We start from the raw sequence: 13,753 nt of genomic DNA, 5'->3' as shown, positions 1-13,753 counted from the left end.
ACTCACAACATGATCCATCGAGTAACGCACATGAGAAAACTCAACCCCGGCCCCGGCAGAAACTACCTATTCGGGAACTCAGGCCTTTATACGCCATATTCGATTGTCATCCCCGGTAGCGCGGGCCGCAGACTGAACCTCAACGATACAACTGTCGCTGAGATGATCGCGTCGATTCAGTTGATAAGAAATGACCTCGTCGTGGGTATCGGCACAGGTTTCCTGATCGCACCGGACATAGTGCTGACCGCAAGGCATGTTTTCTCCGGAGCCCACGACAGATACAACATTGCCCTGGGCTTTGATGCTGAAGCGAGTGTCGGCTCCTCGATCAAGCAGGTTAGGAGGAAGGTAACGCATAACCAGCTGGATCTTTGCGTCCTGTTGATCGAAGGCGCGCAGAAGCAGTGGTTTCGACTGGCCACCCACCCACCGAAAATCGATGAAGACGCCGACATAGCCGGCTACGGTTTCAGTCACTCTGACGGCAGGCTCAGATGCAGCCAGGGTACAGGCAGCATTACCAGCCTGGACCCCAGGAGCAAAAGCATCTGGTACCTAATAAATACGTCTTCGGGCGATAGCGGAGGCCCCATCTTTCAGCAACGAGCTGGTCACTACGAAGTTGTGGGCGTTCATAGCGAAGGCGCAGGTGATGTTTTAATGGGCAACCAAGGCGTTCTACTGGATGACGAGGTCGTCTCCGATATTCGGGAGATGGTGAGCCTGGCCAAGGAGCAATAACATGAGAACCCTGATAGCCGCCGCGCTCATTGCCTCGTTGCTGGTCGGTTGCAGTTCTGGGTTCCCTGGTTACCGGCCACTCAGTTACTCAAACAACAGTGAAGCACGGGCCTACATAAGCCCGGGGCGGTGCATGCACTCACCGCGCCCCGCAAGCGGCGAGCAGGAGATTGCCGCGATCCCTGCCGCACTCGCCTTGCAAGCGATCAGCCTGGCGTTCGATAAATTCAATACCGCACTAAAGAATGGCACGGCAGCAGGCGACCTGCCGAGCAGCAACGCCACTTTGAACTTCGAACCAGACAAAGGTCGAATTCCGGGCTGCGTGCTTGTGGTACGAGGCCAATTCGCAAATGGCGACACTACCGACAAGACCAGGCCCCTGCAGGACTTTCTACTGCCCGCCTTGACCGCCGAAGAGCGCTCTACCTCGCAATGGCCCGAATACCAGGCAGCAGTTGCAGCACAGCGCCTACCGTCTCAATCGTCTTACAAGGGCGAGGCGGAAGCTGCGAAATGGATGCGTATGAGTGCCCTGTGGCACAAAGAAATCCTGCGCAGCGAAATGTCGGAGCGTCTCAAGCTATTCAACCTGTCCAGTGAAACGGCCTTGCTGAACAGCGTCGATCATATCTTCGAGATCCAGATCATACTGTCTGCCAACGGCAACTATCTCTCCATGGCGCCGGTGTACGCTCGCGTGGACCGTTCCATCGATGACGACCGCCGTGGACGGCGCTCTTTCGTGATATCGATCGAATTCGCCACCGCGAAAGATGCGTTGTTGCCAGACAAGGCTGGCACGAACTATGGCGCGCTCATGCAGTTACGCAATTTTGAACTCGGTCAGGCAATCGCTTTCCCACCTATCACCGACAGTAGGCTGCGCTTCTCGAATGAATCGAGTTGGTTCCCGGTGTTCAATGGCGCCTCGCCAGGCGGCACACCTGCCCAGCCAAAAACCAAGGCACCGCCCAAAGGGAAGTTCACGGTCGAGGCCCCACCGCCCCAAGCACCTGCAGCAGGAGATAACAATAATATTGGCAACGCCTTGCAATCGACTCGCACCGATTCGACACCCATGCGAATGACAACACGCGTGGTAGAGACGAGACCCAACAAGGAAGGGCGAGAGTTTCTTGCCCAGGTCTTCGATGGCACCAAGGATGTATTGCAGGCAGCCGCAACGGCAAAAGTCCAGACATCCGAGCAGAGGAAGGCACAACGCGCAACGGAAATTACGAGCGAGATCCAGACACTGCAAAGCAGGGTCGATGCAGAAAACCTCGCGGTTCAGAAAGTCCGCGAATACTGCAGTGCATTGATTGACGCAGACGATTCGCTGACCAGTCGCACGAACAGGATAACCAAGATCAAATCGGCCAATCACGAGGTTCTCGCCCTGGCGGGCCTTACCTCTCCGCCAGGCCAGATCATCTACGGAGGGCTGTTGGACAACACCGATGCCATTGACAATGCCACCAACGTCAATATTTGCAAAAGGCTGGACGCCAATCAGAAGTGGTAGCAGCTTGATTTGCCTGGCAGCGCCATGACAGGGCTGCCGCACACCAGTGGCCTCCAGCAAGCACCACTGGTGTTTGCCGCAACGTTACGGGTTGGCCAACAGCTGTGCGGTGGACCCACCTTGTGTATGACCCGCACGACCGCAAGCCACGAAATCCTCCTGGCGCAGCACCACCAGCGCCACCAGCGACGCCACGCCGGTGCCCACGTAGAAGTACCACGGCGCGGTGATATCCCCGGTCACCTTGATCAGCCAGGTGGAGATCAGCGGCGCGCTGCCGCCGAACACCGCCACCGGAATGTTGTAGGCCATGGCGATGCCGGTGGAGCGGATGCGCGTCGGCAGCAGCTCGCTCATCAGCGCGTAGGTCGACGACGCATACAGCCCGAACAGGATCGCCACCGCCATCAGCGGCCAGAACAGAGTGGCCGGTGTGGCGCCCGGCGCGGTCTTGAAGAACCAGTACATGGCCAGGGTCGCCAACGTACCGATCACCATCAGGAACGGTTTACGCCCGTAGCGATCGGTGAAGGCGCCGCCAAACGGCATCACCAGCGCCGCCGACAGGCTGGCGACGAACACATAGAGCAAGGTGGTGCCGCTGTCGAACTTCAGCGTGTTGGACATGTAGGTCGAGGCGAAGGTCAGCACCAGGTAGAAGATCGAGCTGTGCAAGGTGATGATGAAAAACACCAGGGCAATCGAGCGCTTCCACTGCCACACCTCGCGCAGCGGCGCCTTGGAGGTCTGCCCGGCTTCCACCAGGGCGAGGAACTCCGGGCTGTCTTCGAGTTTCAGGCGGATATACAACGAGATGAAGCCCAGTGGCCCGGCGATCAGGAACGGGATCCGCCAGCCCCAGTCCTGCATCAGCTCGGCACCCAGGGCCCAGGTCATGCCATTGGCCACCGCACCGCCCAGCAGCAGGCCGAGCACCGCGGTGACCATCAGCCAGCAGGTGGCGAAACCCCGACGGCCAGGGCCGGCGTATTCGGAGATGAAGCTGGTGATGGTGCCAATCTCGCCCCCGGCGGAGAAGCCCTGGACACAGCGGATCAGCACCAGCAGCACCGGCGCGGCGATGCCGATGCTGGCGTAGGTCGGCAGCAGGCCGAGCAGGAAGGTCGAGCCGGCCATCATCACCAGCACCGTGATCAGCGTGCGGCGGCGGCCGATCTTGTCCGCCAGCGGGCCGAAGAACAGCCCGCCCAAGGGCCGGATGAAGAAGCTCAGGGCAAAGGCCGCGAAGCTCGCCAGCAAGCTGCTGGTAGGGTCGTCGGAAACAAAGAAGGCCTTGCCGATATACAAGGCCAGGAAACCGTAGACGCCGTAGTCGTACCACTCGATCAGATGGCCGGTGGTGGCGCCGATGAAAGCCCGGCGCCGCTGGCGCTGGGTGTTGGCGGGTGACATGCCCATGCGGGTAACTCCTGTCGTGTCGCTTTCCATGAAATGTCGCGGCTCAAGCGCTGCCGAGCGACCCGTCCGGGTCCTGCAGCCATTGGCGCAACTGGGTCTTGAGAATCTTGCCATAGCTGTTTTTCGGCAGCTCGGCGCAGAACAGGTACTTCTTCGGTTTCTTGAACGAGGCCATACGCGCCAGGAACCACTCATTGAGGGTCCGCGCATCGAGGCTGCCTGCCGTGCGCGGCACAACGAAGGCCACCACCGACTCGCCCCACTCGGCGTCGGCTTCGCCCACCACGCAGGCCTCGAACACTTCGGGGTGCTGGATCAGCACTTCCTCGACCTCGCGGGGATAGATGTTGCTGCCCCCGGAAATGATCACGTCCTTGCTGCGGTCGGTCAGCGACAGGTAGCCCTGGCCGTCGAGAAAGCCGATATCGCCGGTGTGCAGCCAGCCGTCCACCAGGGCCGCCGCGGTGGCCTCGGGATTTTCCCAGTAACCCTGCATCACCACCGGGCCGCGCACGACGATCTCCCCTGCCTCGCCAGCCGCCGTCGCTTGGCCCGCGCCATCGAGCACGCGCACCTCCACGCAGGCCTGGGCCCGGCCAACGGAAGCGGCGATGGCTGGCCAGCCCGGGTTGTCACGGTCGGCGATGGCCTCGCGGGACAGCGCGCTGATGGTCATCGGGCATTCGCCCTGGCCGTAGATCTGCACCAGGCGCGGGCCGAAGGTATCCAGGGCATCCACCAGGTCCGCCAGGTACATCGGGCCGCCGCCGTAGACGATGGTCTTGATGCCTTCGCCGGCGTAGCCCTGCTGGCGCGCCTGCTCGACCATGCGCTTGACCATGGTCGGCGCGGCGAACAGGCTGACCTGCCCCAGCGATTGCGCCAGGGTGAACAGCTCCGTCGCCTGGAAGCCCCGGGACAGGGGCACCACGTGCCGGGCGCCGCAACGTACGTGGATGAAGTTGTACAGCCCCGCGCCGTGGGACATCGGCGCGGCATAGACCACGGCGTCATCGGCGGCTACCGGGTCGACGTCCAGCGGATAGCACAGCGACATGGCGATCAGGTTGCCATGGGACAGCATCACCCCCTTGGAACGCCCGGTGGTGCCGGAGGTGTAGAACAGCCAGGCCAGGTCGCTGTCCAGGCGTGGGTGCGGCGCCTGCAGCTCGTTGTTGGCCGGCAGCCCCGGCATGCGCTGGACAGGCGTGGCCAGCTCGCGGCAGCCGTTCGGCAATGCCAGGTCGGCGAACAGCTGGCCCTCGTCGGTGAAGATCAGCCGCGCCCCGGCATTGCCGGCGATCCACGCGGCTTCCAGGGCGTGCAGCTTGTGGTTGATCGGCACCGCCACCGCACCGCACCACCAGATCGCGTAGAGCAATTGCAGGTAGTCGCAGCTGTTCTTCATCAACAGCGCCACCCGCGCGCCCGGTTCGATGCCGTGCACGTGACGCAGTTCCAGTGCCCGTGTCCGCACCTGGGTGGCAAACATCCGGTAGTCAGCGATCTGCCGCGTCCCCTCGAACAACGCCGGCCGCTCAGGCCAACGCTGGGCCGCGTCCTGCAACCAATGGGCGATGTTCATGCCTCAGACCCTGACGGCTTGCAGCACGCTGGCGTAGTTGGCCACCGCCATGCCGCCCATGTTGAACAGCAGGCCGAACTCGGCATTGGGCACGCCCAGGCCGATGGGCTTGCCGGTCAGCTGGGCGAAGCCCAGGGCATGCATCGACACACCGGTGGCCCCCACCGGATGCCCCTTGGCCTTGAGCCCGCCGGACAGGTTCACCGGCAAGCGCCCACCCTGGCGCACGATGCCGTCGTCCAGGGCGCGGTGCCCCTCACCACGCGGCGCCAGGCCCATGGCTTCGTAGATCAGCAGTTCGGCGATGGTGAAGCAGTCGTGCACCTCGGCGAAACTCAGGTCGTTGAGGGTCACCCCCGCCTCGCGCAGCGCCCCGTGGATGGCCCGCTGCGGCCCCTCGAAGGCCAGCATGTCGCGGCGCGACAACGGCAGGAAGTCATTAACCTGGACCATCGAGCGGATCGCTACCTGGCGCCGCATCGAGCGGGCGCGGGCGGGCGAAGCCAGGATGATCGCCGCCGCGCCGTCGCTGATCAGCGAGCAGTCGGTCAGGCGCAGGGGCGCCGCGATCAGCGGGTTGCTCGGCGACACTTGGTTACAGTGCTCGAAGTCCATCACCCGGTGCATCTGCGCCAGCGGGTTGGCCATGGCATTGGCGTGGTTCTTCACCGCGATCGCCGCCATCGATGCCAGTGGGCTGTGGTAGCGCTCGGTGTATTGCTGGGCGACCTGGCCGAACAGCTGGGCAAAACTCAGGCCGGCCTCCTGCAAGGCGTTCTGGTAACCGGCACCGGCCAGCGCCCGGGTGACCTCGACCGTGCTGTTGCCAGTCATCTTCTCCGCGCCGACTACCAGCACCAGCTCGGCGGCGCCGCTGCGGATCGCGTTGATCCCGGCCTGGATCGCAGCCGAGCCCGAGGCGCAGGCGTTCTCACAGCGGGTGGCGGGCTTGAAGCGCAGCTGGGGGTCGGCCTGCAGCATCAGCGAGGCGGGGAAGCCGTCGGCCACCAGGCCCGAGTTGAAGTGGCCGAGAAACAGCGCGTCGATCTCGGCGGCGTCGATGCCTGCATCCTGCAAGGCATCACGGGTGACCTGGACGATCAGGTCTTCGAGGTTCAGGCCATCCAAACGACCGAAAGGGCTATGCGCGGCGGCGACGATGGCGACGGAATCGTGGAACATGGTGTTTTCTTCTGTCCTTGAAGCGGGTATTGCATACAATGTGTCAGCACCCGAGTCCCACGCTAGTTGGGGCAACTACGTACACGAGTAAGTAGTGATGCTTACGGGACATGACCCCAAGCACCGAGGCAGGAAGCCTGATGACCGTACCCACCCACGCCTCCCCGGACCTCGAGCGCCTGGCGTTCCAGGTGTCACCCGCGCCGCAACTGATCACCGGCCACCGGCGCATGCTCGACTGCAACGAGGCCTTCGCCCGGCTGTTCGGCTACACCCGCGAGGAGCTGCGCGGGCACCTGACCCTGCTGCTCTACCCTTCCCAGGCCGACTACCAGAGCATTGGCGAGCGCAGCGAACACTGGCTACGCAACGGTCTGGGCGCCTTCTATTCGGACGAGCGCTTCATGCAGCACCGCAACGGCGAGGTGTTCTGGGCCCGGGCCCAGGGCTTTACACTAACGGCGGAGGATCCGTTCAAGCTGATGATCTGGCATTTCGAACGGCTCGACCGGCAGCCGGCGCCCGCGGTGCAACTGACGCCGCGTGAACGGCAGATTTCGTCGCATATCGTGAACGGGCTGACGTGCAAGGAAGTGGCGCGGCAGCTGGGGATATCGCATCGGACGGTGGAAGTGCATCGAGCGCGGTTGATGAAGAAGTTGCAGGCGAAGAACAGTGCGGAGTTGGTATCGAGGATAATTTTCATCAGTTGAGCTGGATGCGACAGGCCAGCCGGACCTTGCAATCCCCCCGCCACACCGAGACAATGCGAGCAATTACCATTTACACCTCGGATCCCGCTCTATGTCGACGCTCGACCGCTCGGCGCTTCACCAGCTGTACTGCGAAAACAACAGCTGGCTGAAAAGCTGGCTGCGCGCACGCCTGGGCAATGCCGCCGATGCGTCCGACCTGGCCCACGACACCTTCCTGCGGGTGATGACTGCCCGCAACCAAGGCCCCATTCGCGAGGCGCGCAGCTACCTCAGCGCCATTGCCCGCGCGCTGCTGATCGACAAAGTCAGGCGCCGCGCCATCGAGCAGGCCTACCTGCAGGCCCTGGCCCTGCGCCCGGAGCCGGTCGAAGTGTCGCCGGAGACGCGCCTGTCGATCATCGAAATGCTGGTAGCGGTCGATGCACTGCTCGATGAACTGGGCCCCAGGACCCGTGACATCTTCCTCGCGGTGCAACTGGAAGGGCTGACCTACGCGGCGGTCGCCGAACGCTTCGATGTATCGATCACCACAGTCAAGAACCACCTGATCCGGGCCATGACCCGCTGCCTGCTGGTGGTCGACAATTGAGGGCCGGCCAGTGGACCTGAAGACCCTCGAGGCGGCCGCGACCTGGTACGTGCAACTCAATGACGGTGATGCCGACACAGCACGGACCCAGGCCTGGCGGAATTGGCTGGCCGCAAGCCCCGCGCATGCCGAAGCCTGGTCGCGGGTGGAGAAACTCCAACAGCAGTGGTCAACAGTGCCGCGCCAGGCTGCGCTGTCAGGCCTGGGCGCGGCCCAGGCGCAGCGCCGCGAGGTGCTCAAGGTGCTGGGCCTGCTACTGGCGGTCGGTGGCGGTACCTGGCTGGCCAGCGAGCAGGTGCCCTATCGCGCCCTGCTCGCCCAGCAGCGCACCGGCAGCGGTGAACGGCGCTCGCTACGCCTGGACGACGGATCACAGTTGGAGCTGAACGTCGACACCGCACTCGACGTGCGCTTCGACGCCCAGGTGCGGGCGATCCAGTTGTATCGCGGCGAGATCCTGATCAGCACCGCCAGCGACGCCGCCCGCCGTCCGTTCATCGTGCACACCGACAACGGCAGCGTGCGTGCGCTGGGCACGCAGTTCAGCGTGCGCCAAACAGCGCAGCAGACACAGATCGGCGTATTGCAGTCCGCCGTCGAGATACGCCCGCAACGCCACCTCGACCAGGTGTTGCGCCTGGACGCCGGCCAACAGGCCGGCTTTGACCGCGACGCGATCGGCCGCGCACAAGCCCTGCCCGCCGATTCCGCGGCCTGGGTGCAGGGCATGCTCAGCGTGAACGACTGGCGCCTGGGCGATTTCATCGCCGAACTGGGCCGCTACCGTCCCGGCGTGCTGCGTTGCGCGCCGTCCGTCCAAGGCATGCGCATTTCTGGCTCGTTCGCCATCGATGACACCGATATCGCCTTGGCGAACCTGCCGAAATCCCTGCCCGTGAGGGTGCGCTACCTGAGCCGTTACTGGGTCAACGTCGAACCTGCCTGAGCCCGGTGCAAAAAAAAATTTTCGCAATCTTGCTGATTTCGATTCTCGTCCGTCCATGACACAAGCCGCGACGACAGCGACTTTCCGCCATGACACGCAAGGATCACCCAATGCCCCTGCTCCAGCCCAGCACCCGCCTGCGCCACGCCATCCACCGGTTCACCCTCGGCCTGTCCCTCGCCACCGCGCCTGGCCTGATGTTCGCGCCGGTCGACGCCCTGGCCGTCAGCCAGACCGCCTACCACATCGCAGCCGGCCCCCTGGGCAACGCCATCAGCCAGTTCGGCGTGCAGGCGGGGGGGACCATTTCGTTCGACACCGAGCAGACCCGCCATCTCTCCACCCCCGGGCTCGACGGCAGCTACAGCGTCGAGGAAGGCCTGCTGCGCCTGCTCGGCAGCAGCGGGCTGCAAGCCCAGCGGCAGGGCAATGGCGGCTATGTGCTGGTCCCGGCTGACAATGGCCCCGCGATGGAGCTGGGACCGTTGACCATCGACGCCAACCGCCTCGACGCCACCAGCGAGGGCACCCAGTCCTATGCAGCGCGGGCGGTGACCATCGGCAAAGGCGTGCATACGCTCAAGGAGACACCGCAGTCGGTCACGGTCATGACCCGCAAGATGCTCGACGACCAGAACCTCAACACCCTGGAACAGGTGCTCGACAAGACCCCCGGCATCACCGTCTACGACTCGCCCATGGGCGGCAAGTACTTCTACTCGCGCGGTTTCAACCTCGACGGCCAGTACCAGTACGACGGTGTGCCGCTGGACGTGGGCGGCAACTATGTCCAGGCCAACAGCTTCTCCAGCGACATGGCCTTCTACGACCGGGTCGAGATCCTCAAGGGCGCGGCCGGCATGATGAAAGGTTCCGGCTCATCGGCAGGCGGCGTCAACTTCGTGCGCAAACGTGGACAGGACAAGGCCCAGACTACACTGACCCTGTCCGCCGGCACCTGGGACAACTACCGCGGCCAGGTGGACGTTGGCGGCCCGCTGAACGAATCGGGTACCGTGCGCGGCCGCGCCGTGGCCACCCTGCAGGATCGCCAGTACTTCTACGACAATGCCAAGCGCCAGGACCAGGTGCTGTACGGTGCCCTGGACTGGGACGTGACGCCTGACACCACCCTGGGCGTCGGCCTGGCCTATGAAGACATCGATGCCTCGCCCTGCTACACCGGCCTGCCCCGCTATGCCGATGGCAGCGACCTGAAGCTGTCGCGCTCCACCTGCCTGGGTGCCAGCTGGAACGACCTGCAAAGCCAGCGCATCACAGGTTTCGCCGATCTCAAGCATCGCTTCAATGACGACTGGACGCTCAACTTCGCCTCGGTCTACACCCACAACAACCAGAACCTCGAGTACGGCTACTCCGAAGGCGCGGTACCGGTCGGCGCCAGCAGTGCCGGTATCCGCCGCCATGTCGGGCGTTTCGACTACGACCAGGACGACTACGGCTTCGATAGCTACGTCGACGGCAAGTTCGAGGCATTCGGTCTCGAGCACGAGTTGATCGTCGGCGCCAACGCCAGCCGCCAGAAGACCCACGATTACTTCGCGCTGATGCCGCTCAACGGTACCCAGAACCCCTTCGACCCGTCACCGGCCTTTCCACACCCCTCCAAGGACGAGTTTCTGGCCAACCCCAGCCGTGGCGGCAGCGAACCCACCGACTCAACCACCACCCAGTACGGCACCTACGCCACCCTGCGCCTGAAGCTGGCCGAGCCGCTGACCCTGGTGCTCGGCACGCGGGTTAGCTGGTACCGCAACAAAGGCGACTCCTACACCCAGGCCTGGGACTACTGGGTGCACAACCGCAGCCAGGAAAACGGCCAGGTCACGCCCTTCGCCGCGGTGCTCTATGACCTCAACGATGAATGGACCGCCTACGCCAGCTACGCCGATATCTTCCAGCCGCAGAGCAATCTGGTGAACGCCCAGGGCCAGGCCCTGCCACCGAAGACCGGCGCCAACTACGAGCTGGGCATCAAGGGTGAACTGTTCGGCGGCGCGCTCAACACTGCCTTCAACCTGTTCCGCACCATCGAGGAGCACCGCGCCGAAACCGACTTCGTCGACACCTGCAAGGGCTCGGGCGACCAGTACTGCTACACCGACAGCGGCAAGGTGCGCGCCCAGGGCTTCGAGGCCGAGGTCAGCGGCTCGCCCATCGAGCGCCTGCAACTGCTGGCGGGCTACACCTACACCCAGACCAAGTACCTGAACACCATCAACCAGACCGAGCCGACCGAGCTCAACTTCACCTCCAGCTTCATCCCGCGACACATGCTCAAGGTCTGGGGCGACTACCAGCTCGCCGGCGCGCTTGACCGCTGGACCGTGGGTGCCGGGGTTTCCAGCCAGAGCGAGAACTTCCGCCGCCAGGGCAACCTGAGCATCGAGCAAGCGGGCTACACGCTGTGGAGCGGCCGCGTGCAGTACCGCCTGGACGAACACTGGAGCCTGGCGCTGAACGGCAACAACCTGCTGGACAAGCGCTATTACGCCACCGTGGGTGCGACAGGCTGGGGCAACCACTACGGCGAGCCGCGCAACTTCATGTTGACGCTCAAGGGGAGTTTCTGATGGGTGTAGGGATGTAAGCGCCGGGCTTTTCAAGGTGTTCGCCGCAAAGGCTTCTGCGCCTATGAGATCGAGCGCCGCCCGCGCGGCGCATCGCTGGCAAGCCAGCTCCCACATCTGTTTCGGGCCAGTCTGTCCTGTGAAGTTGTCGCTGTTCGCCTTGGTGCATGTCTTGAGACAGGTGGGACGCCAGTGGTGCACACACAGAAACCGCGTCGTACCCACAAGGCGTACAGCCGCGGCGGCGCAGGCATAACTGGCCAGAAATAAATGTGGGAGCTGGCTTGCCAGCGATGCGCCGCGCGGGCGGCGCTCGATCTCATAGGCGCTGCAAGATTTGCGGCGGACATCTGGAGGCCTTTACTACATTCCCATATGTGCATCATCCGTCAAAACGACTGATGGGCGACGGCCAACGCACACATGACGTACTCGGTGGCCTGGACCAAAGTATCTTCAAGGAGGTGGGGGGGATTCGGTGGACGGCAGTGGATCCGGGGTGATCTTGAGCAAAAATACCTCGCAATGCATTAGACAGCCCCCAACTTTTCACTTGCAGGTAAAGGGCGGCAGCTACGTGCAGGTCTGCAAGACCGGGGTATTACCAGGCGAAAACCCGGCTGACCCAAAGGTCACCCGCACGTAGCGACCATAAAGCGAGACCCATTACTCAACGCCGAGGATCATGGTGAGCACCATCCTAATACCGCGCAGGCTTGCAGACCGGATGAAACAGGTGCAAGCCCGCTCCAGGATCCTACTCTCGCCCCTCAAATCGTCGTCTGCTCAGGAACAACCCTATGCCGAGCGGCACTGCAAGGGCAGACATCAATCCCAGGTCAAAGCTCTGAAAACGAGTGGCTGAGCGCAACGCAACCAATCAGTCCAGCAATGACCAACGCAACGCCTAGCCACTTTCGAAGCAAGTATGGCCTCGTGAACCGTTCAAATAGAAAAGCCAGTGCAACGAAGATGACTGCCTGCGTAAATTCGGACATGTGCACCTCCTCTCAAGCCCTGATGATAAGTGATTCGGCAGTACGCTGCGGGCCAATTCCACCACTTACCTGAGCCTGAATGCTCACGACAGCCCAGCTACTGGCCCGGCCAAATTGCCCACAGCATGGGCAGCCCCACCGACGGCGGAGAGCGCCAGGTTAGCAATGCTGCTGCGCTGGGTATTGAGGGTGTGTGCTTGATCACGGGTCAGCGGTTTGGAAATACAACCTGCAGGAGCATGGGTGGCGGCTACGTGCGGGCTGCAAGTCCGGGGAACATCGAGCGATAACCCAGCCGGCCCGAGGGCCAACTACACATAGCCACCATTGAGCACAACCACTGGAAAACGCCAGCGACTCGAAGGTGAGTACAGTTCGATGTTCAGACGGACTTGCAGGCCCGGTCGTTGATATGGCAACGACCCACCGAGACTAGCCGCCACTTCGAAGGCGCAACAGTGGCCAATGCATGCTTCGGAAACGGCCTACTTGAAATAGGGAAAATCTTATTCATGCCTGTAGGATGCGATACGAACTTGCTCCCTACACCATTACCCAGCTATCCGAGAGACAGTTTGCATCTACGCCATCGCTAGTAGAACATCCTCTCTTTTGCACGAATGGACACGCGCATGAAGTTCGAGAGGACCACGCAGTACAGAACCGATGAAGGGATCGTCTTCAATCTCTCGCAAATTACCCTTATGGAAAGTGACCGAGGCCGCCTGCGCGAGTTGCACTTTGGCGAAGCAAAACGCGCCCACTACCAAGTCAACAACATGGTCGTGGATCTGTATGACCGGATGCAGGCCCGAAACCTGCCTTGCCTGCTGACAGTCCGCATCTCCAACCCCCTGACTCGGCAGCAAGCCGATACCATCAACACCCTGCGCGGCAACGTCGCCAAAGGAATTGCTGCAGCCTCAGGCGCTGCTGCCGGGAAGGTGGGCGCTTTGGGTGGGCCAATCATTGGCTGGGCTTCCGGTGCGGTGGTGACGACAGGAATGAACTGGTACCTCAAAGGGGCCTTGCCTAACCTGCATGCAGGCGACGTGCTCGTCAGCATCGAGGGAGAGGTTCATGGCGGGATTGGCCCGCAGCGTTCTGGCGTGACGTTGGTCATCAAGGTCTGAGGAGCTGCACATGCCTTACATCATGCAAGCTGTCATTCTTCTAGTACTGGGCGCACTCCTCATTCAGTTTCTGAGACCATCCCCTTTACGCAAGTGGCTGGGCGTGGCGCTGTTAGCCGCGGGCTTGGTCGGCATCTTCAAAGTCGACCAGCAGCAGGTGCTGGGTTTTGACCTGGAATTGCTGGCGCTACTGGCTGTGCCGCTAGGCGTGGTGCTGTTCCTGACGCGGCGGCGATTCTCGGATATGGACTGACGCCCAGTCCAAACTCTTGCGAGTAAAAATCCGCACCCTTTTACTCTGGGGCCGTTTCTGAAGGGCGCA

Annotated in this window: 11 protein-coding genes; 8 read left to right on the top strand and 3 right to left on the bottom strand. The window is 62.6% G+C overall.

Annotation, left to right across the window (positions count from 1 at the left end):
- Positions 1 to 30: 30 nt before the first annotated feature.
- A complete protein-coding gene (locus tag DFS21_RS10910) occupies positions 31 to 744 on the top strand; it encodes a serine protease (protein ID WP_158539549.1) in 714 nt (237 codons plus the stop codon).
- Between the two features lies 1 nt (position 745).
- Positions 746 to 2,272, top strand: a complete 1,527-nt coding sequence (locus tag DFS21_RS10905) for a hypothetical protein (RefSeq protein ID WP_110702223.1) — start codon at positions 746 to 748, stop codon at positions 2,270 to 2,272.
- An 84-nt stretch (positions 2,273 to 2,356) separates the two neighbouring features.
- Here DFS21_RS10905 and DFS21_RS10900 read toward each other — a convergent pair whose 3' ends face one another.
- The 3 genes from DFS21_RS10900 to DFS21_RS10890 are packed head-to-tail and all read right to left on the bottom strand — an operon-like array spanning position 2,357 to position 6,458.
- Complete coding sequence (locus DFS21_RS10900) at positions 2,357 to 3,691, bottom strand: MFS transporter (protein WP_110702225.1); 1,335 nt, start codon at positions 3,689 to 3,691, stop codon at positions 2,357 to 2,359.
- 43 nt (positions 3,692 to 3,734) lie between these two features.
- Entirely contained in the window at positions 3,735 to 5,276 is a 1,542-nt protein-coding gene (locus DFS21_RS10895; protein ID WP_111532297.1) for a class I adenylate-forming enzyme family protein, read from the bottom strand.
- Positions 5,277 to 5,279: 3 nt separating this feature from the next.
- Positions 5,280 to 6,458, bottom strand: a complete 1,179-nt coding sequence (locus DFS21_RS10890; RefSeq protein WP_038706289.1) for an acetyl-CoA acetyltransferase — start codon at positions 6,456 to 6,458, stop codon at positions 5,280 to 5,282.
- Positions 6,459 to 6,598: 140 nt separating this feature from the next.
- Here DFS21_RS10890 and DFS21_RS10885 point away from each other — a divergent pair, with 140 nt between their 5' ends.
- From DFS21_RS10885 to DFS21_RS10840, 6 genes are all read left to right on the top strand, one after another.
- Positions 6,599 to 7,171: a LuxR C-terminal-related transcriptional regulator gene (locus DFS21_RS10885; protein ID WP_046855313.1), complete on the top strand. Its 573-nt coding sequence runs from the start codon at positions 6,599 to 6,601 to the stop codon at positions 7,169 to 7,171.
- Between the two features lie 91 nt (positions 7,172 to 7,262).
- Positions 7,263 to 7,763 carry a sigma-70 family RNA polymerase sigma factor gene (locus DFS21_RS10880; RefSeq protein WP_110702229.1) on the top strand — a complete coding sequence of 167 codons (501 nt, stop codon included), beginning with the start codon at positions 7,263 to 7,265 and terminating at the stop codon, positions 7,761 to 7,763.
- 10 nt (positions 7,764 to 7,773) lie between these two features.
- Positions 7,774 to 8,709, top strand: a complete 936-nt coding sequence (locus DFS21_RS10875) for a FecR domain-containing protein (protein WP_111532296.1) — start codon at positions 7,774 to 7,776, stop codon at positions 8,707 to 8,709.
- Between the two features lie 110 nt (positions 8,710 to 8,819).
- Positions 8,820 to 11,303: a TonB-dependent siderophore receptor gene (locus tag DFS21_RS10870; RefSeq protein WP_111532295.1), complete on the top strand. Its 2,484-nt coding sequence runs from the start codon at positions 8,820 to 8,822 to the stop codon at positions 11,301 to 11,303.
- 1,627 nt (positions 11,304 to 12,930) lie between these two features.
- Positions 12,931 to 13,431 carry a hypothetical protein gene (locus DFS21_RS10845; RefSeq protein ID WP_178082010.1) on the top strand — a complete coding sequence of 167 codons (501 nt, stop codon included), beginning with the start codon at positions 12,931 to 12,933 and terminating at the stop codon, positions 13,429 to 13,431.
- 10 nt (positions 13,432 to 13,441) lie between these two features.
- Entirely contained in the window at positions 13,442 to 13,684 is a 243-nt protein-coding gene (locus DFS21_RS10840; protein WP_023630265.1) for a hypothetical protein, read from the top strand.
- The last annotated feature ends 69 nt before the right edge of the window (positions 13,685 to 13,753 follow it).

Origin of the sequence: Pseudomonas sp. 2848 (assembly GCF_003253945.1) — a bacterium.
Taxonomy (GTDB): domain Bacteria; phylum Pseudomonadota; class Gammaproteobacteria; order Pseudomonadales; family Pseudomonadaceae; genus Aquipseudomonas.
Note: the sequence above shows the minus strand (reverse complement) of the source record. Positions and strands in the feature narration are given on the sequence as shown.

Excerpts from the sequence above, each read along its gene's own strand:
- DFS21_RS10910 (WP_158539549.1), top strand. The coding sequence starts at position 31 with ATGAGAAAACTCAACCCCGGCCCCGGCAGAAACTACCTATTCGGGAAC.
- DFS21_RS10905 (WP_110702223.1), top strand. The coding sequence starts at position 746 with ATGAGAACCCTGATAGCCGCCGCGCTCATTGCCTCGTTGCTGGTCGGT.
- DFS21_RS10900 (WP_110702225.1), bottom strand. The coding sequence starts at position 3,691 with ATGGGCATGTCACCCGCCAACACCCAGCGCCAGCGGCGCCGGGCTTTC.
- DFS21_RS10895 (WP_111532297.1), bottom strand. The coding sequence starts at position 5,276 with ATGAACATCGCCCATTGGTTGCAGGACGCGGCCCAGCGTTGGCCTGAG.
- DFS21_RS10890 (WP_038706289.1), bottom strand. The coding sequence starts at position 6,458 with ATGTTCCACGATTCCGTCGCCATCGTCGCCGCCGCGCATAGCCCTTTC.
- DFS21_RS10885 (WP_046855313.1), top strand. The coding sequence starts at position 6,599 with ATGACCGTACCCACCCACGCCTCCCCGGACCTCGAGCGCCTGGCGTTC.
- DFS21_RS10880 (WP_110702229.1), top strand. The coding sequence starts at position 7,263 with ATGTCGACGCTCGACCGCTCGGCGCTTCACCAGCTGTACTGCGAAAAC.
- DFS21_RS10870 (WP_111532295.1), top strand. The coding sequence starts at position 8,820 with ATGCCCCTGCTCCAGCCCAGCACCCGCCTGCGCCACGCCATCCACCGG.
- DFS21_RS10845 (WP_178082010.1), top strand. The coding sequence starts at position 12,931 with ATGAAGTTCGAGAGGACCACGCAGTACAGAACCGATGAAGGGATCGTC.
- DFS21_RS10840 (WP_023630265.1), top strand. The coding sequence starts at position 13,442 with ATGCCTTACATCATGCAAGCTGTCATTCTTCTAGTACTGGGCGCACTC.